We start from the raw sequence: 22,526 nt of genomic DNA, 5'->3' as shown, positions 1-22,526 counted from the left end.
GGCGGACTCACGGGCATCGCCGCCGTGTGGTCGCTCGTCAAGGCGCCCAAGGAGTAGGCCCGGCCATGCCGGTCGTGAGCGCCGGCCTGCTGCTGGTGCGACGCACCGCGGCGACGGATGCCTCGGGCGCCGCGTCGGGCGCCGCAGGCGCCGCTCGGCTCGAGGTGTTCATCGCGCACATGGGCGGCCCGTTCTGGGCGCGCAAGCGCGAGGGCGCGTGGTCGATCCCGAAGGGCGAGTTCGACCCCTCGAGCGAGGATGCGCTGGCCGCCGCCCGCCGCGAGTTCGCCGAGGAGCTCGGCGTGCCGGCGCCCGAGGGTGAGCCGGTCGATCTCGGCGAGATCCGGTACGGCTCGGGCAAACGCATCCGGGTGTTCGCGCTCGAGGCGCCGGCGTTCGAGCTCGCCGAGGTCGCGAGCAACACGTTCGAGCTGGAGTGGCCGCCGCGTTCGGGCCGGCGGCAGTCCTTCCCCGAGATCGACGAGGCCCGCTGGACCGACGTGGACACCGCGCGCCCGCTGCTCGTGGCCGGGCAGCGCCCCGTGCTCGATGCGGCGCTCCGCGCCTTCCCCTGAGCCCGCGCCTTCCCCTGAGCCTGCGGCGCTCCGCGCCTCCATCCCTCCGCGCCTTCCATCAACCGCGCCATGTGCACCCGAGCGCGCCACCTACGACCGCCGTATCGGGCGCAACCCGTCGTACAGGGCGCGGAAGCCGAAGAGGGCGCGGAAGGGAGACGAAGAGGGCGCGCACGGAGGGCGCAGGCGGCGCCACACGATCACTGCTCGGGCGGAGCATCCCAACGCGTCTCGGGCGTCGCGCACGTCTCGCGGAAGACGACCTGCGACGGGAGCTTGCGCTGGTGACTCGTCCAGTCGATCGCGGGCCGCCGCTGATCGTGCGGCAGGTAGCCGAGCCGGTACACGGCCATGAGCTCGAGCTCGTCGGGCACCGCGAGCAGCCGCACGATCTCGTCCCAGCGACCGGGCACCTCCATCGGGAACGAGATGAACTGGATGCCCATGCCGAGCTCGACCGTCGTGAGCCAGATGTTCTCCATCGCGGCGCCCATGCTGAACACCGAGTAGAACGAGCTCAGCTGCCCGGGCCGGTACTCGGACCGGTCGAGCATGACGCCGAGCAGCAGCGGCGACCCCGCGACGAGCTTGCGGTTCTCCTCACCCAGCGTCTTGGGCACACCGAACGTGTTCATGAGCTTCTGTCCGCGCGGCGTGAACACCTGGCTCGTGAACGGCCGCAGCGCGGCCGGCAGCTTGTCGAAGAGCATGCCGGAGCGCTTCTCCTCCATCTCGGCCTGACTGAACCGGAAGTACGGCTTGTACCGCTCGAAGAAGGTCCCGTTGCCCATGGCCTCGGTCATGCTCTCGCCGCTGATCTTCGCGATCTGCTCGATCGTGTCGCGCGACTCGATGACGACGAACCGCCACGGCTGACTGTTCAGCTGGCTGGGCGCTCGCCCCGCGGCCTCGATCAGGAGGCGCTGGTGTTCCTCGGAGACCGGGTCGGGCAGGAACGGCCCGTTGGTGGTCTTCCGGCGGCGAATGGCGTCGAGCAGTTCCACGCGATCAGCTCCTGTTCTTCCTCGTGGGGTGCGTCGTCGGGGCGCCGTCGGCCGCTCTCGAGGCGAGGATCCCCGCGACGAAGAACGGCGCCGCGGTGAGCGCGACGACCGGATGCCGCCGGGTATGCGTGCCCGCGTACGGGATCGCCGCGAGCGGCACCGCCGCCGGCAGGAGTGCGGCGGCCCCACGGCGGCTCGCCCGCCGCGGCCGCCCCCACAGCGCGGAGGTCACCGCGAGCGCGGTGAGCGACGCGGTCGCGACGTACATCGCGTGATGCACCCAGCGGACGTCCCGCGTGTCGACGATCCGAAGGGCGACGGATGCTCCGAGCGCACAGTTGGCGGCATACGCGGCCGCCGCGGCGGCGAAGAGGGGCGTCGTTCGCACCGGCTCAGCATCCCGCCGCCGGGCGTACGGCACAAGACCCGGCGCTCGTTGCGTGCCGACGCGCCTCACGCCGGTATGATCGCGCCCCGCCGAGCCCCGCCGTGCCCCGCCGAGCCCCGCCGTGCCCCGCCGTGCCCCGCCGTGCCCCGCCGTGCCCCGCCCTCGTCGAACGGTCGCCGATGGCGGGTCCATACCGACCACACCCACCACGAGCGACCGCTCGACGCACCAGAACCCCGCCCCCGAACCCACCCCACACCCTCGACCGCCACCCCCGTCGAGAAGTCGCGGATGGCGGGTCCCACCCGACCACACCCACCACGAGCGACCGCTCGACGCATGCGGGAGGGGTTGGCCGCATCGTGCCGCAGCCGCATCGGGCAGGATGGCTGGCATGGTCGATGACGCGCTCGCCGAGGTCGCCGACGAGCTGTACGGGTTGCCGCCCGACGAGTTCACGGCGGCCCGCAACGCGCGCGCGAGGCGCCTCAAGATCGACGACCGTGTGCTCGCGAAGACCGTCTCCGAGCTGCGTCGCCCCTCGCCCGCGGCCTGGCTCGTGAATCAGCTCGTGCGCCACCGGGCCGATCAGCTCGACGAGCTGCTGCAGCTCGGCGCGCAGCTGCAGGCCGCCCAGGCCGACCTCGACGCCGCCTCGCTGACCGCGCTCGCGCGTGAGCGCCGGAAGGTCGTCAGCGCGCTCGCGCGCGATGCGGGCCGCCTCGCCGACGAGCTCGGCAACCCGGTGCGCGGCGCGGTGCTCGACGAGGTCGCCGAGACGCTCCAGGCGGGCATGACGGATGCCTCGGCCGCGGACGCCGTCCGCAGCGGGTGCCTCGTTCGCGGCCTCGAGGCGATCGGCACCGAGGTCGACCTCGAGGGGGCCGTCGCGGGCGGCATCGAGGCGCGCGCAGGGGCCGGCCGGTCGACGTCGCGGCGCGCGGCTCCCGCCCCGGACGAGGTGGGCGCGCGCCGCGCCCGCAAACGCCAGGAGGAGCACGAGTCCGAGCGGGAGCGCGAGGCGCGAGAACGCGCCGAACGCGAAGAGGCCGAGCGCGAACGGGCGGAACGGGCACGCGCCGAGCGTCGCGCCGCCGAGGCGGAAGAGCGTGCGGTCACCGCCGAGCGGGCCGCCGCCGAGGCATCCGACCGGCTCGACGAGGCGCACGAAGGCGCCGACCGCGCCGCCGCGGCACGCGACGACCTGGAGACGCAGCTGCGCGACCTCGAGTCGAGGCTGGCCGCCGCGGAACGCCGCCTCGCGGACGCCGAACGCGCGGTCCGCCCGCTCGAGCGCGAGCACGACCGTGCCGCGCGCGCCGCGGAGGAGGCCCGCTCCGCGGCCGACGAGCTCCGCGCCGAGCTCGACTGACCGCGCGCCCGCCCCCGATCGCACGCCCGCGTCCGCACCCACGCGCCCGCCCCCGGATCCCACGTCCGCGTCCGATCCCGCGCCCGCTCCGCGCGCCCGCGTCCGATCCCACGCCCCCTCCACACGCCCGCGCCCGCTCCCGATCCCACGCCCGCCCCGACCCCACGCCCCCTCCACACGCCCGCGCTCACCCACGCCCGCACCCCGATCCCACGCCCGCGTCCACGCCCACACGCCCGCGCTCACCCACGCCCGCACCCCGATCCCACGCCCGCGCCCGCGCCCACGCGCCCGCGCTCACCCACGCCCGCGCCCCGATCCCACGCCCGCGCCCGCGCCCGCGCGCCCGCGCTCACCCACGCCCACGCGCCCGCGCGCTAGGCCCCCACCTGTATGGGCCCCTCGCTGAGTGTGCGATCTTGATCGCCATCCCGCCCGGGGCCCAGTCGACATCGCACTCTCGCGGCAGGCGCAGCGCGGCAGGCGCACCGCGCCGGAGGGGGCGCGGCGGGTGGGGTGAGCGCTCTGCGCGACACCCGACCCGAGCGGCGGCTATCGGTCCAACTCGGTCCCGCGCGAGCGGCGCGAGCTGCCGAAGACGCCGCGCAGCACGAAGAACACGATGACGGCGACCACGGCCACGATCGCGAGCTTGCCGATGAACCAGAGCAGGCTGAACAGCACGTCGACCAGGATCCACGCGATGACGACGGCGGCGATCACGCCGAGGACGGTCCAGACGGTGCGGCTCATACCTCGAGCCTACGCGGGCCCCCGCGGCTCAGGGATCCACCCCACGGGTGCCCGATCTGCGCCGCTCCGAGAGCACCTCGTCCACCCATGCAGGCACGAGGACGCTCGCGAGCCCCGTGCGCACCTCGACGAACATCGACGACACCTCGCTGACCGCGAGGTTCAGCTCGAGTGTTGCGGCCCCGAACTCGGTCGCGGTGCGCACGAATCCCGCGGCCGGATACACGGCGCCCGACGTGCCGATCGCGACGAACAGGTCGCACACGGCGAGCGCGAGGTCGATGCGGTCGAGCTCGTACGGCAGCTCACCGAACCAGACGATGTCGGGCCGGAGCGCCCGTCGCCCGCACACCGGGCACTCGGGGCCGCCGGCGAGCTCGGCGTCGGGCGCCAGGGGCAGGCGGGCCCCGCACACGTCGCAGAGCGCCGAGGCGAGTCGGCCGTGCATGTGCACGACGTGCGACGAGCCCGCGCGTTCGTGCAGGTCGTCGACGTTCTGCGTGACGATGACGAGGTCGTCGCCGAGCGCGTCCTCGAGTCGCGCGAGGGCGAGATGTGCGGCGTTGGGTTCGGCGCGCGCGGCGGCGCGGCGGCGCGCGTCGTAGAACCGTTGCACCGTGAGCGGGTCGCGTGCGAACGCCTCGGGGGTCGCCACGTCTTCGACGCGGTGCCCTTCCCAGAGCCCTCCGGCGTCGCGGAAGGTCGGCACGCCGCTCTCCGCGGAGATGCCGGCACCCGTGAGCACCACGATCCGCACCCACCCATTGTGCGCCTCGTGTGCCGGTGCGTGCCTGGTCGGCCGGTGTGCGCCCCGCATCGCGCCTTCCGTGTCGCGCCGAGACATCGCGGACGAGACCGGCGCCGAGCACGAGTTACGCTGACGGGATGCCTCAGCTCCAGCCCGGCCGCCTCCACCCCGAGACCCTCGTCGTCACCTCCGGTCGTCCCGCGCACGACCCGGACCAGCCCCTGAACGTCCCGGTGCATCTCGCGTCGACGTACGTCGCGGGCGGCGACCTCGAGTACGGCCGCTACGGCAACCCGTCGTGGACGGCGTTCGAGGAGACCCTCGGGGCGCTCGAGGGCGGCCGCTGCGTGTCGTTCGCGTCGGGCATCGCCGCCATCGCCGCGGTGCTCGATCTGCTCGAGCACGGCGCCGTCGTGGTCGCGCCGCGCCATTCGTACACCGGCACCGTCGGCCAGCTCGCCGACCGCGAGGCATCCGGACGCATCGCCGTGCGCTGGGTCGACATCACCGACACCGACGCGGTCGTCGCGGCCTGCGAGGGCGCCGCCCTGCTCTGGTTCGAGTCGCCGACGAACCCCGCGCTCGAGCTGGCCGACATCCCCGCACTGACGGCCGGTGCGCACGCGCACGGCGCGCTCGTCGCGGTCGACAACACGTTCGCGACGCCGCTCAGGCAGCGTCCGATCGAGGACGGCGTCGACCTCGTCGTGCACTCGGCCACGAAGGGCATCTCCGGACACAGCGACGTCATCATGGGCGCGGTCATCACAGCGGATGCCTCGCACGCCGACGCGCTCGTCGCTCGGCGTTCGCTCGGCGGCGCGATCCCGTCCGCGTTCGAGGCGTTCCTCGCGCTGCGGGGCATCCGGACGCTGCCGGTGCGGCTCGATCGCGCCGAGGCCACCGCGCGCGGGCTCGTCGAACGCCTGTCGGGCCATCCGACCCTGAGCGAGGTGCGTTACCCGGGGTACGGCACGATCATCTCGATCGTGCTCGCCGGCGGCGCCGAGCCCGCCGATGCGCTCGTGGGCCGCACGCGGCTCTGGATCCACGCGACCAGCCTGGGCGGCGTCGAGTCGACGTTCGAACGCCGTCGCCGGTGGCCCGCCGAGGCCGAGACCATCCCCGACGGCCTCGTCCGGCTCTCGGTCGGCCTCGAGCACGCCGACGACCTCGCGGACGACCTCGTGCAGGCCCTGGACTCGGCCGCGTAGCGAACGCTGGTCGAGTAGCGAGCGAGGGACGAGCACGCGTATCGAGACCCGGCGACCCGATCTCGAAAGCTGCTCACCGGGTCTCGATACGCGTCGCCACTTCGTGTCGGCGCTACTCGACCAGCGAGGAGGCCTACGGACCCGCGTGCCCGTCGAACAGCAGCATGGGCACGGGGCCGAACGGTGCGGACCGCACGCGCAGCCGCCGCGCCTCGTCGGCGACGAAGCCCGCTTCGGCGAGCGCGGACTCCGGGTCGCGGTCCCAGTGGCATCCGTGGCACACGCGTTTCGAGATGGGCGTCGCGATGCGCTGCACCGCGCGTTTGAGCGTCCCGCGCGGGGCGATCACGTGGTCGACGAACACGACTCGCCCACCGGGCACGAGCACGCGCCGGACCTCGGCGAGCGCCGTCGCGAGATCGGTCACCGAGCAGAGCACGTAGGTGCCGACGACGGCGTCGACCGAGGCGTCCGGCAGCGGGATCGCCTCGGCGACCGCGTCGAGCGGGGCGCCGTCGTGCCGCCATTCGCGGGCGCGCGTCGCGAGTTCGGCGCGGCGGGTCGCGTCGGGTTCGAGGCCGGTCCACGAGACATCCGGATGCCACGCGCCGAAGTTCTCGCCCTCGCCCGCACCGATCTCGAGGACACGGCCTCGGACGCGGCCGAGCAGCTCGCGTTCGAGGTCGTCGAGCGCGTCGTCGTCGATGAGCGGAGTGGCGGGGGCGGCCATCTGCCCATTCAAGCCCCTGCGGCCGTTCTGGTCGAGGCCGGGTCTCGATACGCGTGCTCGTCCCTCGCTCGCTCCTCGGCCGGCCGGGCCGCTGGTCGAGTAGCGAAGCGTATCGAGACCCTCCGCACCGCCTATCCTGTTCGGATGCTCAGGGAGTTCGCCGCGGGGTTCGGGATGCTCGGCCGCGGATTCGGGTTCTGGCGACGCCGGCCGCGGCTGATGCTGCTCGGGCTCGTGCCCGCGGCGATCGCGTTCGTGCTGCTCGCGGCAGCGCTCATCACGCTCGGGGTGCAGCTGCCCGCGCTCGTGGACTGGGCGACGCCGTTCGCCGACTCCTGGGACGGCTTCTGGCAGGGGGTGCTGCGGTTCACGATCGCCCTGATCGTGTTCGCGGGTGCCGCGGTGCTCGCGGTGGTCACGTTCACCGCGCTCACGCTCGTGATCGGCGACCCGTTCTACGAACGCATCTGGCGCGCAGTGGAGCAGGACCTCGGCGGGCCGGTCCCCGACGAGGGCGGCGGATTCTGGCGGTCGGTCGTCGACGCGCTGCAGCTCGTGGGCCTCGGGCTCGTCGTCGCCGTCGTGGCGGGCCTCGCGGGGCTGATCCCGGTCGTCGGCACGGTGCTGGGCGCGGTGCTCGGCGTGGTGCTGACCGGCCGATTGCTCGTGCGCGAGCTCACGGGTCGCGCATTCGAGGCGCGCGGGCTCAGCCTCGAGCACCGGCGCGCGCTGCGCCGCGCGAACCGCTGGCGGACGCTCGGCTTCGGCGTCGCGACGCAGCTGTGCTTCCTCGTGCCGCTCGGCGCCGTCGCGACGATGCCCGCCGCGGTCGCGGGGGCGACGATGCTCGCACGTCAACTGCTCGACCGGGATTCCCACCGGGCTCCGCCCCAGCCTTCATGAGCGGGGACGCGAATGGTCGCTTCTCACGGCTCCGAACGACCATTCGCGACCCCGCTCCGAAGTGACGGAGGGGTGACGAGGGGGCGAGGCGGGCGAGCGCGCGGGGGGTTAGCGCGCGAGGTCGGCGGCGAGCTGCGCGGCGCGCGCGTCGAGGTCGATGCGGACCTCGTCGAACGGTGCGCCGCCGACGGTGAGCACCGCCCAGGTGCCGCCGTCGAGGTGTACGTGCGACGTCGCGAGGTTGTCGAGTCGCGGGTAGTCGTGCGCATCGTGACCCGAGATGACGGCGAGGGTCCGGCGGATGAGCGTGCCGTGCGCCACGGCCAGCACATTGCGATCGGGGTGGTCGGCGGCGAGCTGCGCGAGCGCGGCGAGGCCGCGCTCGCCGACGGCGTCATCGGCTTCGGCACCCGGGATGTCCCGGTCGGGCCACCGCTCGTGCACCTCGGCGACACGCACACCCTCGGCATCGCCGAAGTCCTGCTCGGTGAGCCCCTCCACCGTCGGCCCGAGCACGAGACCGAGGCCCTCGGCGATGATCGAGGCCGTCTCACGGGCGCGCCCGAGCGGTGAGCTCACGATCATGTCCCAGTCCGACGCGGCGAGCTCCTCGACGACGGCGCGCGCCTGCGCGCGACCGGTGTCGTTCAGCGGGATGTCGGTGCGCCCCTGCATGAGCGCGGCCTGGTTCCAGTCGGTCTGACCGTGACGGATGAGCGCGATGACCATCCGGCCAGGGTACCTGGTGGATCTGACCCGTCCGGTCAGCTCGCGCGGTCGACGCGTCCGTCGAGGCCCACCCGGTCGGGCACCTGCCTGACCACGTTCGGCAGCCAGGTCTCGACCTCGGGCCAGGCGCGGCCGGTGGGGAGCTTCCGCAGCAGCCGCGCGAACGAGTCGTCGTCGGACCGGTCGGGTGCCGGCCACGGGATCACCCGGGTCGGCGACGCGGCCGCGATCACCCCGAGCCACCAATGGCGCCACGTCGTCGGCAGCGTCTCAGGGTGGATGACCACGTAGTAGTCGGGCACCGCGATCAGGTGACGTCCGGCGGCCTCGATCGCCCGGTCGATCTCGAGCTCGAGCACACCGAGTGTGACCTGCTCTTCGAAGAACTCGACCCACGCGCTCGCGACGTGCCCGAGCGGGTCGAGGTCGTGCACGACGTAGGGCTCGGTCGAGTGCGCCGACCAGCGGGCGACGTCCGAGTCCGAGGCATCCGGCACGTCGTGGAAGGAGGCCGCGCGCACGTTCGCGAACCGCGTGAGCGACCGGATCGCGGCCGGCGCCTCGTCGCCGACGACGACGAGTGTGGTGCTCGTCGAGCCCTCCATTTTCGAAGTGTACGCCCGGCCTAGGAGCATTCATGCGCATCGACGCGCGACCGAGACCATCGATCTCCGTGCGGATACTGAGGAAATCTCCGTGTGGTGCACGGATGACGCGTACGGCGGCCCGGCGCACGATGGCCGCATCCCGTTTCCCCGTGAGCCTGAAGGAGCCGCCCGATGTCCGAGACCACGACCCCCACCACCGCTTCCGGCGCCGATGACATCGCGCTCAAAGCCAAGCACCGCACCATGTGGGCGTCGGGCGACTACCCGAAGCTCGCCTCCGACCTGATCTGGGAGCTCGGCTCGCGCGTCGTCGACGCGGTCGACGTCCGCCCGGGAGACCGGGTGCTCGACATCGCGGCGGGATCCGGCAACGTCGCGATCCGGGCGGCGTTGCGCGGCGCGACGGTCGTCGCCACCGACCTCGCACCCGAGCTGTTCGACGAGGGCCGTCGCCTCGCGACCGAGGCCGGCGCCGAGCTGGAGTGGCGCGAGGCCGACGCCGAAGCGCTCCCGTTCGCCGACGGCGAGTTCGACGTCGCCGTGTCGAGTGTCGGCATCATGTTCGCGCCGCATCACGAGGACGCGGCCGCCGAGCTGCTGCGCGTGGTCCGCCCCGGCGGCCGTATCGGCCTCCTGAGCTGGACGCCCGAGGGATTCATCGGCCGCATGTTCGGGGTCATGAAGCCGTATGCGGCGCCGCTCCCGCCCGGTGCGACGCCGGCCCCGCGATGGGGCGACGAGGCGCACGTGCGCGAGCTGCTCGGCGACGCCGTCGATGACGTGGTCGTCGGCCGCGAGACCGTCGAGGTCGACCGGTTCACCCAGCCGGAGGAATTCCGGGAGTACTTCAAGACCAACTACGGGCCGACGATCGCCGTCTTCGCGCGCATCGCCGACGACCCGGCTCAGGTCGAGGCACTCGACCAGGCCCTCGCCGAACACGCCCGTGCCGCGGGCGTCGACGGCCAGGGCGGAACCATGCGGTGGGAGTACCTGCTCGTCACCGCGCGCCGCCGATGAACCCCCACCCACACCTGACCCGACACCACACCACACCACACCACACCACACCACACCAGACAAGGAACCATGCACCATGTACGTCTCCGAATCCCACTTCCCGTGGCTGCAACGTGAGCACGAGGCGCGCATCACGCGCGAGCTCGAACAGCGCCGGGTGATCGCCGAACGGCTCGCCGAAGAGCGCGATGCCGCATCGGGCTGGACGGAGACGGCCGGCCGGCGAGGCATCCGCCAGCTGTTGCCGGCCCGCCTCCTGCACCGAGCCCGTCCCGCGATGTGACCGGCCTGCCTTCCACCAGCCGAACCGTGACGCCCCGGCCCGTCCGTCCTACAATGGGCGGCGTGCCGGGGCAGACGCTGACCCCGCGTGAACGGGCCGTGCTCGCCGCCGTCGGGCGGCGCCTGAACAACTCCGAGATCGCCGCGGAGCTGTTCATCTCGGTGCGCACGGTCGAAAGCCACATCGCGGCGCTGCGCCGGAAGCTCGGCGCCGACACGCGCGCCGACCTGGTCGCCGCCGCGGGCGCACGCCGCGGCTCGCCCGTCCGGGTCCCGGCCACCGCGTTCCTCGGCCGCGACGCCGAGCTCGCCGATCTGCACGGCCGGCTGGCGCGGCACCGCTGGGCGACGGTCGCCGGCCCCGGTGGGGTCGGCAAGACCCGGCTCGCGCTCGAATACGCGCGCGCACATGAGGGCGAGCTCGTGCCGCTCGTGGTCGAGCTCGAGCACGCCGGGCCCGACGACGTCGTCGCTCGGATCGCGCGCGCGGTCGAGCTCGAGTCGGCGCGCAACACCGACCTGCTCGCGGCCGTCGGCCTCGCGCTCGCGGCGCACCCCTACGTCGTCGTGCTCGACAACGTCGACCGCGTGGGCGACCAGGTGCACCACGTGGTCGACGCCCTCATGGCGAGCGCGCCGGAGCTGCGCGTCATCACGACGTCGCGCACCCCGCTCGGCGCCGAGTCGGTGCTGCACATCGACCCGCTCGCCACCGACGGGCCGGCCACGCCTGCCGTGCGGATGTTCCTCGACCGGCTCGACCGCTCGGGCCGGCCACCGTCGCCGGGCGACCGCGAACTCGCCGAGGAGGTCTGCCGCAGGGTCGACGGCCTCCCCCTCGCGATCGAGCTGGCCGCGGGCGTCGCCAGGCACCTCTCCCTCGCCGAGCTCGCCGCCCGGCTCGACCGGGACTTCGCGACGCTCGATCGTGCGGCGCCAGCGGGCCGTCATCGCACGCTCGAGACCGCATTCGAGTGGACGTGGGATCTCCTGACGGACGAGGAGCGCGACGTGCTGTGCCGCCTCGCGGCGCTGCCCCGCACGTTCGACGTCGACCTCGCGACCGCGGTGACGCATCCCGGCGCCGAGGGCGTCGTGCTGCGGCTGCTCGACCACTCGATGCTGGCCCCCGCGACCGGTTCCCGGTTCCGGGTGCTGGCCGTGATGCGCGAGTTCGTGCAGGCGCGCACCCACCCCGCGGTCATCCGCGACGTGCTCGAGCGTCATGCGGAGTTCTACGCCGAGATCGCGCGGCACTTCGTGCGCCTCGCGCGCGTCGACGACAGCCCGGCTGCGATGGGGCGTTCGGCGCTGCTCTGCCCCGAGGTGAACGCGGCGCTGCGATGGGCGCTCGCGGCGGAGCATCCGACCGCGCTCTCGCTCGCCGCGTCGCTCTCGGTGGGCATCGAGCAGTACGGATCCGACGCCGACAGCGTCCACTCGATCGCGATCGCCGCGCGCGACGCGCGCGTGCGGCGCGAGGCCACGACCGAGGACCTGCTCGCGTTCGGCATCGGGCTCTGCTACCTCGATCTGCCGCTCGTCGACGAGCTCGCCGGGCTGGCGCTCGACGCCGCGGCCGGCGGCGACGCCGACGAGCGATCGCGGCTCGCCGCGCACCATCTCGCGGGCATGTCGGACGCCTACCGTGACCGTGGCGCCGCGGCCATCGCCCATCTCGACGAGGCCGAGGGCCTCGCGATCGCGCTCGACGACGAGTGGGAGCTCGCGGCGGTGCGGCAGATGCGCGGCATCGCATTGCGCGACGGATCGATCGGCGAACCGGCCGCGGCGATCGCGGAGTTCGCCTCGGCGATGCACGGCTATGCGCTCGCGGGCGACGCCATGCACGTGAACAATGCGCGCTACATGATGGCGATCACGGCCGCGGAGCACGGCCTGCACGCGGGCGAGGCGGCCGGCTGGGCCGCGGAGTGCGTCGATTACGCGAGCCGGGTGGGCAACACGCACGAGCTCGCGCACGCGACGCTGGTGCAGCAGATGCTGCAGGTTCCGGATGCCGCGGCGGAGCTCGGCGAGCTGACGGAGACGTTCCGGCGATTGGGGGACGCGCGCTGCCTCACCCGGTGTCTGTTCATCGCCGCGGACCGCGCGGCGCCGGCGGATGCGCTTCCGCGTTTGGAAGAGGCCCTGCACCTGGCCGACATGGCGGGCGACGAGCACCACCAGATCGCCGCGCTCGAGCGACTCGTCGGGGCGTACTGGGCCGCGGGCGACCGGATGCGGGTGCGCACGGCTCTCGGACGGCTCGAGCTGCTCGCCGGGCCGGAGACGGCATCGACGGCGGCAACGGCGGTGGGTGCGCCCGTCGAACTCGCAACGCCGGAGTCGACCCCTCGGTGACGTCATCGAGTGGTTTCCGTCACACAGGATGAAAGCGGACACCAGTGACCGCTACGCTGTGCAGCGCCCTGCACCGCGCAGTGCAGCGGAGGGTCGGGGGACCCCGCCCGAGCAGCTCATCCCACTGAAGGAGTCCACATGACCGCGCCGAACGCCTACGCCCAGACCGACGACCTGTCGCAGCCGCTCTACGGCGCGTCGTTCGGGCAGGCCATCGCCCGATTCTTCAAGAAGTACGCGACCTTCTCGGGCCGCGCGAGCCGGAGCGAGTTCTGGTGGTGGTTCCTGATGAACGTGATCGTGAGCGTCGCGATCTCGATCGTCTCGGCGTTCGGCGGTGGCGCCGTGTCCATCAACCCGGCGACCGGCAGCTTCGCGTTCAATTCGGACAACTGGATCAGCACCAGCCTGAGCGGTCTGTGGTTCCTCGCGACGGTCGTGCCGTGGCTCGCGCTCGCGTGGCGCCGACTGCACGACTCCAACAAGCCCGGGCCGTTCTGGTTCCTCGGGCTCATCCCGATCGCCGGCCCGATCATCCTGCTCGTGCTCTTCCTGCTCCCCTCCGACCCCGCGGGCGCGCGTTTCGACCGCTGACTCAGGTCGGTGACGCACGTCGACCCGACACGCCGAGCAGCCTGAAACTCAAAGCGGATACTCGGACACGGATACGCTGTGCATCGCTGGTCGACGTCCGGGGGGACGTACCGGGCGAGACCTCTGGCGCCGTGCGCTCCCCCTCATGCCCGCCTGGCTCGTCCCACGACCCTACGAAGGAGCCCACATGACCGACACCTACACCCAGTCAGCCCCGCTGTCGCAGCCGCTCTACGGCGCGAGCTTCGGCCAGGCGATCTCGCGGTTCTTCAAGAAGTACGCCACCTTCACCGGCCGCGCGAGCCGCAGCGAGTTCTGGTGGGCCGCGCTCGTCGTGTTCCTCGTGAACGCGGTGATCTCGGGCATCATGTCGACCGGCATCATCCCCGACGAGAACGGCGTCTACGGGCCGACCTACGCGATCGGCCTCGTGCTCAGCATCGTGTGGTTCCTCGCGACGATCGTGCCGTGGCTCGCGATCGTGTGGCGCCGCTTCCACGACACGAACAAGGGTGGCCCGTTCTATTTCCTGGTGTTCATCCCGCTCGTCGGCGGCATCATCGTGCTCATCATGCTCGCGCTGCCGTCGGACCCCGCCGGCGCGCGTTTCGACCGCTGACGCGGTCAGCGACCGACTCGGATGGGGCCGGCTCTTCGGAGCCGGCCCCATCTTTCGCGCGTGACGTCAGCCGCGCAGCAGTTCGCGCAGCGACTGGATGGTGTCGGCCTCGGCCGGCTGCTTGTCGTCGCGGTACCGCTTGACGCGAGCGAAGCGCAGGGCGATGCCGCCCGGGTATCGGCTGGAACGCTGCACGCCGTCGATCGCGATCTCGACGACCGTGACCGGTGCGACCTGCACGGCGGCGGCCGTACGGCCCGTCTCGATCTCCTGGAAGTACCCGGTCTGCCAGGTGAGCAGCGCGTCGGTGAGCCCTTTGAACGTCTTGCCGACCATGACGAACCCACCCGGTTCGCCGAACTCGCCGACGGGGTCGTAGGCGCCGAGGTGCAGGTTGGAGAGCCACCCGGTGCGCCGCCCGTACCCCCACTCGGCGGCGAGCACGACGAGGTCGTAGGTGTGCACGGGCTTCACCTTGACCCAGCTCGACCCCCGACGCCCCGCGGCGTAGGTCGAGTCGACCGCCTTCACGACCACGCCCTCGTGACCGGCCTCGAGCGCCTCGCGCGAGACGCGCTCGGCCTCACCGGGGTCGGCGGTGATGACGCCCGGGATGCGGTGCTCGGGCGCGATGGTCTCGAGGATGTCGCGCCGGACCGCGAGCGGCTCGTCGATGAGGTCGCGGCCGTCGGCGTGCAGCACGTCGAAGAACCACGGATGCAGCACCGCTTCGCGGGCGGCGTCGGCCCCGAACCGCGACATCGTGTCCTGGAACGGCCGCGGCGTGTCGTTCTCGTCGAGCGCGAGCGTCTCGCCGTCGAGGATCAGATCGTTCGCGGGCATCGCACGGACCACGTCGACCACCTCGGGCAGGCGGTGCGTGATGTCGGCGAGGTTGCGCGTGAAGACCCGGATGTCGTCGCCGGCACGGTGCACCTGGATGCGCGCGCCATCGAGCTTGTATTCGACGGATGCCTCGCCGGTGGTCGCGACCGCCTCGGCCGCCGTGGCTGCCGAGGCGGCGAGCATCGGCAGCACCGGGCGGCCCACCACGAGGCCGACGGCCTCGAGCTCGCCCGGCTCGCCCGCCAGCGCGACGCGCGCGGTCTCGCCGAGGTCGCCGGAGAGCATCGCCGCGCGCCGGACGGTGGCACCCGGACGGTCGGCGGCTCGCGCGATCGCGTCGATCAGGACGCCCTCGAGCGCGCCGGTGCGCATCTCGCCGAGCAGCATGCGGCCGAGGAAGTCGTGCTCGCGCGGCGTGGCCCGCGCGGTGAGGTCGCGCATGGCGATGGTGCGCAGCGCGGCCGAACCCGAGCCGGACAGCGTCGTCAGCCGGTCGAGGAAGTCGTCGACGTCGGCGATCGTCAGACTCGGCACCTCGGCCGGCTCGGCCGACGCGTTCGACCACCCGCGCCAGCCGACGCCCACCCGGCCCTGGCGAGGCTTGCCGAGGAGGAATCCGATCGCGGGGGCGAGCTCGTCGGGTGCGAGCGCCCGGAGCAGCCCGGCGAGCGCGTCGACCTTCGCGAGACGCGATCTCGTCGACGCGACGGCCTCTGCGACCCCCACGAGCTCATCGAGCAGCACCCGGCCAGTCTGGCAGCGGCCACCGACATGCGAGAGGGCTTGCGCGAGCGCCCCGACCAGGCGATCGATCTCGGGCGCTCCGACCGGACGCGCTGACAGGTCGGCGCGCGAATGCCTTGACATTTCGGCGGCAGTAACGTGCAATATTTTGCATGTCGCTGAACTCGACGAGGCACCCATGCCGTTGACCACCCCGCGGCCCGGGCGCCCGAGCTCGCTGCGCGACTACGCCTACACCGAGCTCCGCGATGCCATCGTGAGCGGTGAGCTCGCCCCCGGCGAGCGGCTGCGCGACCCCGAGCTCGAATCGTGGCTCGGCGTGAGCCGGACCCCGATCCGAGAGGCGATCGCCCGCCTCGAGCTCGCGGGACTCGTCCGCACGCAGCGCGCGAAGCAGACCGTGGTCGCGCCGCTCGACACGCGCGCGGCGCTCGCGGCGCAGCGCATCGCCGCCTCGCTGCACGAGCTCGCCGTGCGCGAGGCCGTGCCGCAGCTCACGGAGGCGGACCTGGACGCCATGCGCGCGGCCAACGACGCGTTCTCGGCGGCGCTCCGAGCCGGTGACGTCGACGCGGCCATCGCCGCAGACGACGACTTCCACGGGGTGGCCGTCCGCGCGAGCGCGAACCCGCTGCTGCCCGGCCTGCTCGAACAGGTGACCCCGCAACTCCGCCGGCTCGAGCGCGCCCGATTCGGTTCGCTCGCGGGACGCGGCTCGGTCGCCGACCACGACCGCATCATCGCGCGATGCGCGGCCGGCCAGGTCGAGGAGGCCGCACTCGCGGCACGCGAGAACTGGTCCACGCTCGGCCGCCTGCTCGATCTCGACGACGCCCCGGCGGGGACGGGATAGCGCGCCCGAGACCTCCGCCCGAGACATCCGCACCCGGGCACCCGCCCGAGACATCCGCCCCACCAGACACGGACCGACCAGAAGGAGCCACGCTCATGCCCATCGCCGACTTCCCGCGCCATCAGCTCACGTTCGGGCCGAGCCCGATCCACCCGGTCGACCGGCTCAGCGCCCACCTCGGCGGCGCGCGCGTGTGGATGAAACGCGAAGACGTCTCGAGCGGGCTCGCCTACGGCGGCAACAAGATCCGCAAGCTCGAGTACCTGGTGCCCGAGGCGCTCGCCCAGGGTGCCGACACGCTCGTCTCGATCGGGGGCGTGCAGTCCAATCACACGCGGCAGGTCGCCGCGGTCGCGGCGCACCTCGGCATGAAGGCCGTCCTCGTGCAGGAGCACTGGGTGAACTGGCCCGACGCCGTGAACGACCGGGTCGGAAACATCCTGCTCTCACGGCTCATGGGGGCCGATGTGCGCCTTTCGCCTGCGGGGTTCGGCATCGGGTTCAAGGAGTCGTGGCGGCAGGCGATCGCCGACGTCGAGGCGGCCGGCGGCACGCCGTACGCGATCCCCGCCGGCGCCTCGGATCACCGGCTCGGCGGACTCGGCTTCGCGAACTGGGCGCACGAGGTCGCCGCGCAGGAGCGCGAGCTCGGCGTGTTCTTCGACACGATCGTCGTGTGCGCCGTGACCGGGTCGACGCACGGTGGAATGATCGCGGGCTTCGCCGACCTCGAGGCGAACTTCGGCGGGCGGCCGCGCCGCGTGATCGGCATCGACGCGTCGGCGAAGATCGATGAGACCCGCGAGCAGGTCGGGCGCATCGCGCGCAACACCGCCGAGCTGATCGGCGTGGGCCGTCCGCTCCGCGACGACGAGGTGAACGTGCTCGAAGGCTGGGCCGGTGACGAGTACGGCATCCCCGTCGAGTCGACCGATGAGGCGATGCGGCTCACCGGGCGCCTCGAGGGCGTCATCCTCGATCCGGTCTACGAGGGGAAGTCCATGGCCGGGCTGATCGACCTCGTGTCGAGCGGCGAGATCTCGAAGGACTCGAATGTGCTCTACGCGCACCTCGGCGGGCAGCCCGCGATCAACGCGTACAGTGGGCGGTACCACTGACCCCGGGGACACGCTCGGCCGCGCTGCGATCAGCGATCGTGATGAAGGCCGCCGGGATCAGGCCGTAGGCGAGACCGACGGCGTAGAGCACGACCCAGCCGTCGAGGTCGGCTTCGGCCGGCGACCCGGCCGCCACGGTCAGACCCGCCGATACGGCCCACGCAGCCGCGCCGAGGCCCGCGAGGCTCCGGCCACGAGGAGATACGCTCGTCGGTCCTTCGCTTCGAGCCGCGGCACCAGCAGCGAGACGAGACCGGCCGCGAGGCCCGCGCACGCGCCTCCGAGCGCCAGTCCGAGCAGCGCGTCGGCTGGAATCGTCCCGTCGACGCGACCCCGGAAATCCCAGTGGAATGCGAGCTCGTCGGGCATCGCCATCGACCAGCGCAGGAAGCTGAGCACGATGAACACGGCGGGTGCCGTCAGGCTCGCGGCCGCGAGCGCTCGGCCGAGCACGCGCCGTCTGGCTGCGAATTCCGGCCGACGCGCCAACTCAGCGGGATCGGAGCGCATGCCGGGCGAGGAACGCGGCCGCCTTGAGCGTGAGCCGCGGCTCGGCCTGTCTCAAGCGCCGGATCGCCCGCATCTCGTCACCGACATCGACGCCGTCACCGCGCCCGACACCGACACTTCCGGCGTCTCCGATCAGCCGCTCGGCCCACGCCAGCGCAGGCACTGGCGGCTGCCCGCCGACCGGCACCTCGCCGCCGAAGATCGCAGCGAGGCGACGGCGCGGATCCTCCCGGTCACCGAGGATCGCTGCGGACCACCTGCTCTGCATGTCACACCTCTCCGGTACGGTCACGTTCGCTGTCTTCTTCACGGTACGAGCCAGGCGGTGGACTCGCCTCCGTCGCCCGACGGAGATCGGGGTACCGGCGCGATGCTGGCGATTCGAGTTCTCCACAGATGTCGGATGGATCGAAGCTGTATTCGAAAATATTGCTATCTTGGAAGTATGTCTTCTTCCGATCTCCCGGCAGCGCGACCTCCGGGCGCTGAGTGCACGAGCGGCGAGGCGCGGTCGGCTCAGCGAGGCGGCCTCGCCGAACTCGTCGACAGCGCGGTGGCACACCAGCGCGCAGTCGGTCGGCACGACGCCGCGCGACTCGAGCACGTGTTCCGAGTGCTGGAGTTCGCCGCATCGAACGCCCACGATCTCGTTGCCGCCCGATTCAGCGGCGCACCCGCCGCTCGCCGACTAGCCCGACGCGGTCGCCGCCCTCGACGACCGGCTGGCCGAGCTCGCCCGCACTGACAACCCGGCCCGACTCCGACGCGCAGCGCGCAGGCTCGTGGAGAGCGTCCAGGCCGACACGATCGCCGCGCGGCATCAGAAAGCGCGTGCCGAACGCCGAGTCGAGCTGCAGCCCGCTCACGACGGCATGGCCTGGTTGCACCTGCTGCTGCCGGCGGCCGATGCCCTGCTGATCAAGAACCGACTCTGCCAGGCTGCTGACCGCGCTCGTCGCGCGGAGCCGAGCGCCCCGAGCACCGGCGCCGGTGTGATCGGCCAGACGACCCGCGAACCGCTCGCTCGGCACGACGAGGTGCGACGCGAGCTCGCCGCCGAACGGCATCTCGATCAGCTCCGGGCCGACCTCGCCCGCGATCTCCTGCTGCATGCGATACCTCCCGGACCGCCACGCGACGCACCTGAGCGCCGCCGGCGGGAGCGAGACGAGACGCGGCATCACAGCTCGGCGCACCACTCGGCCGCTGAAGAGAGTGCCGAACACCACGTTTCCGAGACGGTCAGCGCCGAACAGACCGTCGCCTCCCTGACCGGCATCCGCCCGACCGTGCATGTGACCGTGCCGGTGATGACGCTGCTCGGCCGAACCGACGAGCCTGGCCTCCTCGACGGGTACGGCCCGATCGACGCCGACACGGCTCGAGCTCTGGCCGGCGAGGCAGCCTCGTTCACCCGATTGCTGACCCATCCGGTCACGTCCGCCGTGCTCGATGTCGATCGTACGAGCTATCGAGTGCCCGCAGATCTCCGCCGGTGGCTACAGGTTCGTGACGGGACCTGCCGGTTTCCGGGGTGCAGCCGTGCAGCGATCCGATGTGATCTCGATCACTCCGAAGGCTGGGCCGGCGAGGGCGGCGCCACCTCGCACGACAACCTTGCCCACCTGTGTGCCGCCCATCACCATCTGAAACATGACACGGGCTGGTCACTCCGGCACCTGCACGAGGGCGTGCTCGAGTGGACCTCGCTGACCGGGGCCCGCTACCGCACCGCTCCAGAGAGCGGACTCACGATGGTCTCACCACCTCGCGCTCCAGATTCAGCGGCTCCGACGGGACGACCTCCGTTCTGACCCGCACCGTTCTGACCCGCACCGTTCTGACCCGCACCGTTCTGATCCGCACCGTCCTGCGCTCAGCGACACCGGTCTGCTCTGCGCCGGCACCGCCCTGCGCTCACCGGCGCCGCCGGACGCTCCGCGCCGTTCGCGGGCACCTTCAGATAGCGCCGCCGACGATCGCCTCGCCGAGCGGGGTGCGGCTGTGCAGCACACGGGCGCCGTCGCGTGTGCTCTGCATGAGCCCGGCGTTCCGGAGAACGCTGAGGTGGTGCGATGCCGTCGACGCGGCGAGACCGCCGTCGGCGGCGACCTGCGAGGTCGTCCTGGTCTCATGCCCGGCGAGCAGGATCGCCGCGCGTGCGGGACCCACGAGTGCCGCGAGAGCGTCTGCAGACTCCGCGGAGTCACGCGCCCACGTCTCCGTCACGCCCTGGGCGGGGTAGAACAGCGTCGGCTGCGCGGGCGGCTCGGTCAGCACCGCGCATCGGGCCGCCATGACCGAGGGCACGAGCACGAGTCCGCTGCCCCGGCAGTCGAGCACCTCGCGGTGCGTTCGCATCGCGACCCGCACGGTGTCGCCGTGCCATTCGACGGACGTGTTCAGCGCACCCAGCATCTGCGCGACGCCCTCCGTGGCGATCCGGCGAGCGCGCACCGCGATGTCGGCGCGCAGCACCCGCTCCAGCTGCCCCCACACCGGCGCGAGCAGCGCCGACCAGACCTCGAGCCAGGCATCGGCGATGAGCTCGCGGGCGCGTTCGGGCTGCGCACGCATCCGCACGATCGCCGCCCGGCGCTCACCCGTCGACCGGACGATCATCTTGCCGAGATCGACCCGCATGAGCTCGGCGGGCACCTGCCTGAGCCGCTCAGCCTCGTCTTCGGGGGTCACGTCCCAGCTCGGCGTCGTCGTGAAGAAATCCGGGAAGTACCCGTCAGCGCCGATCAGCAGCGCGAGCAGATCGAACGACGCGCCCGGCACCCGGTCGCGCACGCTTCGCAGCCACCCCCATTGCAACGGATGCTCCGGCGGCCGCAGCACCACGCGCACCGCGTGGCACAGCTCATGTCCCGGCGAGACGCCGAACCGGATCGCTGAGATATCGTCGGGCGCGAGCCGGAAATCGACGTAGTTTCGATCCACATCGAAAGGGTATCGAGCGGATGCTCCATCGCCGAGGCTGTTCGCAGACGAGGCATCCGCCCCGCTCACGAGGAAAGGACCAGGCTCATGCCGTCCGCCGCCAACCCCATCGTGGCCCCCGAATCGATCCGCCTCGGCTCAGGCCGGAGCCGGCGCTTCCAGGGCCGCGACCACGGTGCCGACATCTCGTACTTCTACGTCGATGCGGCGCCCGGTGAAGGGCCAGCCCTGCACCGTCACCCCTACTCCGAGACCTGGGTCGTGCTCGAGGGCGAGGCGACGTTCACGATCGGCGAAGCGGAGGTGATCGGGTCCGCGGGTGACACCGCGACTGTCGGCACCGGCGTCTGGCACGCGTTCAAGGCCACCGGCGCGGAGCGTCTGCGCATCCTCTGCATCCACGCATCCGACATGATCATTCAAGAGTTCGCCGACGAGCTCTGAGCTGCACCCGCACACCGGACAGGAGCACCCCCAGCCATGTCATTCCAGGCCTACCTCGACAACATCGAGACCAAGACCGGCCTCACGCCGCGCCAGTTCATCGAGCTCGCCCGCGAGCGCGGATTCGACGCGACCACGAAGGCCACGCCGATCGTGGCGTGGCTCAAGGAGGACTACGGCCTCGGTCAGGGGCACGCGATGGCCCTCGTCCACGTCATCACCAAGGGCGATCAGATCTCGGCCAAACACGTGGGCACGGGCGGCACCCACAGCGACGCCTCCGACCGGCTCTGGCTCGACGGGCAGGCGACCAAGCCGAGCGCGTAGCGACCCCTCAGGTCCGAGGCTCATCCGCCGTCGGCCGATGGGGCGGCGTCATTCGCGCGCCTCGCCGTCACCGCCATCGCGACCGGCGTCGCCGCGCCGTTTGCGCTTCGCGTCTTCGGCGAACGCCGCCGCGAATGCGATACCCAGGCCGGCGCCGAGCGCCAGCCCGACCCCGAGGTTGTCCAGGGCGAGCCCGAGCGCCAGCCCCAACGCGACGCCGATCGCGATCCCGGCGCCCCACGCGGTGTTCTGGTCCATGCCTCGACCCTCAGCCATGTCCGCCACGCTAGGCGGCCCGGCCCCGCTTCCGCGTCCACCGCACGACGGAGATCCCGGATATCGCGGCACCCGCGGCTCGACGACGAGCGCCCTTGGCAAGATGGTCGCATGCCCCGCACGTACCGGTACTCCTCCGACTCCGCCGAGCTCGACCGCGAGCTGGTCCACCGGTGGCTGAGCACCGACGCGTACTGGGCGATCGGCCGTGCCCGAGAGATCCAGGACGCCGCGATCGACGGGTCGCGCAACTTCGGCGGCTACGACGAGGCATCCGGCGACCAGGTCGCCTACGCGCGCGTCGTGACCGACGGCGTGACGTTCGCCTGGCTGTGCGACGTGTACGTCGACCCGGCCGTGCGCGGCGAAGGCGTCGGCGTCGCGCTCGTCGAGCAGGTGGTGACCGAGATCCGGGCGCTCGGCGTGCGCCGCATCGTGCTGGTCACGGGCGACGCGCACGGGCTGTACGAGCGGTTCGGCTTCACGGCCATCGACACGCCTGAGCGGTGGATGGTGCTCGGCGCCTCCTGAGCGAGCAGGACGCCGCGCCGTCAGCGTC

28 protein-coding genes are annotated in these 22,526 nt (G+C 72.4%); 15 read left to right on the top strand and 13 right to left on the bottom strand.

Features of this window, described 5'->3' with window-relative positions; genetic code table 11:
• The first annotated feature begins 65 nt into the window (after positions 1-65).
• Positions 66-575 (top strand): NUDIX domain-containing protein, encoded by a 510-nt coding sequence (locus tag RH864_RS07550; RefSeq protein WP_310516919.1) that lies wholly within the window; start codon positions 66-68, stop codon positions 573-575.
• 200 nt (positions 576-775) lie between these two features.
• Here the strand turns inward: RH864_RS07550 and RH864_RS07545 are convergent, their stop codons facing one another.
• On the bottom strand, positions 776-1,579 hold the full coding sequence (locus RH864_RS07545) for a nitroreductase family protein (RefSeq protein WP_310516918.1): 804 nt from the start codon (positions 1,577-1,579) through the stop codon (positions 776-778).
• A gap of 4 nt (positions 1,580-1,583) precedes the next feature.
• Positions 1,584-1,967 carry a hypothetical protein gene (locus tag RH864_RS07540; protein WP_310516917.1) on the bottom strand — a complete coding sequence of 128 codons (384 nt, stop codon included), beginning with the start codon at positions 1,965-1,967 and terminating at the stop codon, positions 1,584-1,586.
• A 394-nt stretch (positions 1,968-2,361) separates the two neighbouring features.
• On the opposite strand from RH864_RS07540, the gene RH864_RS07535 reads away from it, so the two are divergent.
• Positions 2,362-3,339 carry a hypothetical protein gene (locus RH864_RS07535; RefSeq protein ID WP_310516916.1) on the top strand — a complete coding sequence of 326 codons (978 nt, stop codon included), beginning with the start codon at positions 2,362-2,364 and terminating at the stop codon, positions 3,337-3,339.
• A gap of 552 nt (positions 3,340-3,891) precedes the next feature.
• Here the strand turns inward: RH864_RS07535 and RH864_RS07530 are convergent.
• Complete coding sequence (locus RH864_RS07530; RefSeq protein WP_310516915.1) at positions 3,892-4,092, bottom strand: hypothetical protein; 201 nt, start codon at positions 4,090-4,092, stop codon at positions 3,892-3,894.
• 28 nt (positions 4,093-4,120) lie between these two features.
• Positions 4,121-4,849: an NAD-dependent deacylase gene (locus RH864_RS07525; RefSeq protein WP_310516914.1), complete on the bottom strand. Its 729-nt coding sequence runs from the start codon at positions 4,847-4,849 to the stop codon at positions 4,121-4,123.
• Positions 4,850-4,977: 128 nt separating this feature from the next.
• Here RH864_RS07525 and RH864_RS07520 point away from each other — a divergent pair, with 128 nt between their 5' ends.
• Complete coding sequence (locus RH864_RS07520; RefSeq protein ID WP_310516913.1) at positions 4,978-6,054, top strand: trans-sulfuration enzyme family protein; 1,077 nt, start codon at positions 4,978-4,980, stop codon at positions 6,052-6,054.
• Positions 6,055-6,187: 133 nt separating this feature from the next.
• Here RH864_RS07520 and RH864_RS07515 read toward each other — a convergent pair whose 3' ends face one another.
• Positions 6,188-6,784, bottom strand: a complete 597-nt coding sequence (locus RH864_RS07515) for a class I SAM-dependent methyltransferase (protein WP_310516912.1) — start codon at positions 6,782-6,784, stop codon at positions 6,188-6,190.
• A 144-nt stretch (positions 6,785-6,928) separates the two neighbouring features.
• Here RH864_RS07515 and RH864_RS07510 point away from each other — a divergent pair, with 144 nt between their 5' ends.
• Entirely contained in the window at positions 6,929-7,687 is a 759-nt protein-coding gene (locus tag RH864_RS07510; RefSeq protein ID WP_310516911.1) for an EI24 domain-containing protein, read from the top strand.
• Positions 7,688-7,795: 108 nt separating this feature from the next.
• Here the strand turns inward: RH864_RS07510 and RH864_RS07505 are convergent, their stop codons facing one another.
• Positions 7,796-8,416 carry a histidine phosphatase family protein gene (locus RH864_RS07505; protein WP_310516910.1) on the bottom strand — a complete coding sequence of 207 codons (621 nt, stop codon included), beginning with the start codon at positions 8,414-8,416 and terminating at the stop codon, positions 7,796-7,798.
• A 35-nt stretch (positions 8,417-8,451) separates the two neighbouring features.
• Positions 8,452-9,021 carry a hypothetical protein gene (locus RH864_RS07500; RefSeq protein WP_310516909.1) on the bottom strand — a complete coding sequence of 190 codons (570 nt, stop codon included), beginning with the start codon at positions 9,019-9,021 and terminating at the stop codon, positions 8,452-8,454.
• A gap of 174 nt (positions 9,022-9,195) precedes the next feature.
• Between RH864_RS07500 and RH864_RS07495 the strand changes: the two genes are divergently transcribed.
• The 5 genes from RH864_RS07495 (at position 9,196) to RH864_RS07475 (ending at position 13,903) form a co-directional block, all read left to right on the top strand.
• Positions 9,196-10,044: a class I SAM-dependent methyltransferase gene (locus RH864_RS07495; RefSeq protein ID WP_310516908.1), complete on the top strand. Its 849-nt coding sequence runs from the start codon at positions 9,196-9,198 to the stop codon at positions 10,042-10,044.
• Between the two features lie 76 nt (positions 10,045-10,120).
• Positions 10,121-10,327 carry a hypothetical protein gene (locus RH864_RS07490; RefSeq protein WP_310516907.1) on the top strand — a complete coding sequence of 69 codons (207 nt, stop codon included), beginning with the start codon at positions 10,121-10,123 and terminating at the stop codon, positions 10,325-10,327.
• Between the two features lie 62 nt (positions 10,328-10,389).
• Positions 10,390-12,690 (top strand): ATP-binding protein, encoded by a 2,301-nt coding sequence (locus RH864_RS07485; protein ID WP_310516906.1) that lies wholly within the window; start codon positions 10,390-10,392, stop codon positions 12,688-12,690.
• A gap of 138 nt (positions 12,691-12,828) precedes the next feature.
• Positions 12,829-13,284, top strand: coding sequence for a DUF805 domain-containing protein (locus RH864_RS07480; protein WP_310516905.1), 456 nt, complete (start codon positions 12,829-12,831; stop codon positions 13,282-13,284).
• Positions 13,285-13,471: 187 nt separating this feature from the next.
• Positions 13,472-13,903, top strand: coding sequence for a DUF805 domain-containing protein (locus tag RH864_RS07475; RefSeq protein WP_310516904.1), 432 nt, complete (start codon positions 13,472-13,474; stop codon positions 13,901-13,903).
• Between the two features lie 66 nt (positions 13,904-13,969).
• Here RH864_RS07475 and RH864_RS07470 read toward each other — a convergent pair whose 3' ends face one another.
• Entirely contained in the window at positions 13,970-15,493 is a 1,524-nt protein-coding gene (locus RH864_RS07470; protein WP_310516903.1) for an ATP-dependent DNA ligase, read from the bottom strand.
• Between the two features lie 178 nt (positions 15,494-15,671).
• On the opposite strand from RH864_RS07470, the gene RH864_RS07465 reads away from it, so the two are divergent.
• Positions 15,672-16,346: a GntR family transcriptional regulator gene (locus tag RH864_RS07465; RefSeq protein ID WP_310516902.1), complete on the top strand. Its 675-nt coding sequence runs from the start codon at positions 15,672-15,674 to the stop codon at positions 16,344-16,346.
• A gap of 95 nt (positions 16,347-16,441) precedes the next feature.
• On the top strand, positions 16,442-17,464 hold the full coding sequence (locus tag RH864_RS07460; protein ID WP_310516901.1) for a 1-aminocyclopropane-1-carboxylate deaminase: 1,023 nt from the start codon (positions 16,442-16,444) through the stop codon (positions 17,462-17,464).
• Here the strand turns inward: RH864_RS07460 and RH864_RS07455 are convergent.
• Genes RH864_RS07455 through RH864_RS07445 form a run of 3 tightly spaced genes read right to left on the bottom strand, consistent with a single transcriptional unit; the run spans position 17,436 to position 18,242 of the window.
• On the bottom strand, positions 17,436-17,600 hold the full coding sequence (locus tag RH864_RS07455; protein ID WP_310516900.1) for a hypothetical protein: 165 nt from the start codon (positions 17,598-17,600) through the stop codon (positions 17,436-17,438). The two genes, RH864_RS07460 and RH864_RS07455, sit on opposite strands and share 29 nt — an antisense overlap.
• Positions 17,601-17,602: 2 nt before the next feature.
• A complete protein-coding gene (locus RH864_RS07450; protein WP_310516899.1) occupies positions 17,603-17,917 on the bottom strand; it encodes a hypothetical protein in 315 nt (104 codons plus the stop codon).
• 37 nt (positions 17,918-17,954) lie between these two features.
• Complete coding sequence (locus RH864_RS07445; RefSeq protein ID WP_310516898.1) at positions 17,955-18,242, bottom strand: hypothetical protein; 288 nt, start codon at positions 18,240-18,242, stop codon at positions 17,955-17,957.
• Between the two features lie 454 nt (positions 18,243-18,696).
• Between RH864_RS07445 and RH864_RS07440 the strand changes: the two genes are divergently transcribed.
• Positions 18,697-19,788, top strand: a complete 1,092-nt coding sequence (locus tag RH864_RS07440) for an HNH endonuclease signature motif containing protein (protein WP_310517043.1) — start codon at positions 18,697-18,699, stop codon at positions 19,786-19,788.
• 145 nt (positions 19,789-19,933) lie between these two features.
• Here the strand turns inward: RH864_RS07440 and RH864_RS07435 are convergent, their stop codons facing one another.
• Positions 19,934-20,920 (bottom strand): ArsR/SmtB family transcription factor, encoded by a 987-nt coding sequence (locus RH864_RS07435; protein WP_310516897.1) that lies wholly within the window; start codon positions 20,918-20,920, stop codon positions 19,934-19,936.
• An 87-nt stretch (positions 20,921-21,007) separates the two neighbouring features.
• Here RH864_RS07435 and RH864_RS07430 point away from each other — a divergent pair, with 87 nt between their 5' ends.
• Entirely contained in the window at positions 21,008-21,364 is a 357-nt protein-coding gene (locus tag RH864_RS07430; protein ID WP_310516896.1) for a cupin domain-containing protein, read from the top strand.
• 36 nt (positions 21,365-21,400) lie between these two features.
• Positions 21,401-21,691, top strand: coding sequence for a DUF4287 domain-containing protein (locus tag RH864_RS07425; protein WP_310516895.1), 291 nt, complete (start codon positions 21,401-21,403; stop codon positions 21,689-21,691).
• Between the two features lie 48 nt (positions 21,692-21,739).
• Here the strand turns inward: RH864_RS07425 and RH864_RS07420 are convergent, their stop codons facing one another.
• Entirely contained in the window at positions 21,740-21,949 is a 210-nt protein-coding gene (locus tag RH864_RS07420) for a hypothetical protein (RefSeq protein WP_310516894.1), read from the bottom strand.
• 129 nt (positions 21,950-22,078) lie between these two features.
• Here RH864_RS07420 and RH864_RS07415 point away from each other — a divergent pair, with 129 nt between their 5' ends.
• The gene (locus tag RH864_RS07415; protein ID WP_310516893.1) at positions 22,079-22,498 is read left to right on the top strand and encodes a GNAT family N-acetyltransferase; all 420 of its coding nucleotides are present in this window, start codon (positions 22,079-22,081) and stop codon (positions 22,496-22,498) included.
• The last annotated feature ends 28 nt before the right edge of the window (positions 22,499-22,526 follow it).

The organism is Agromyces aerolatus (assembly GCF_031432255.1).
In the GTDB taxonomy this organism is placed as follows: Bacteria; Actinomycetota; Actinomycetes; order Actinomycetales; family Microbacteriaceae; genus Agromyces.
This window is presented reverse-complemented; position numbering and strand designations above follow the sequence as displayed.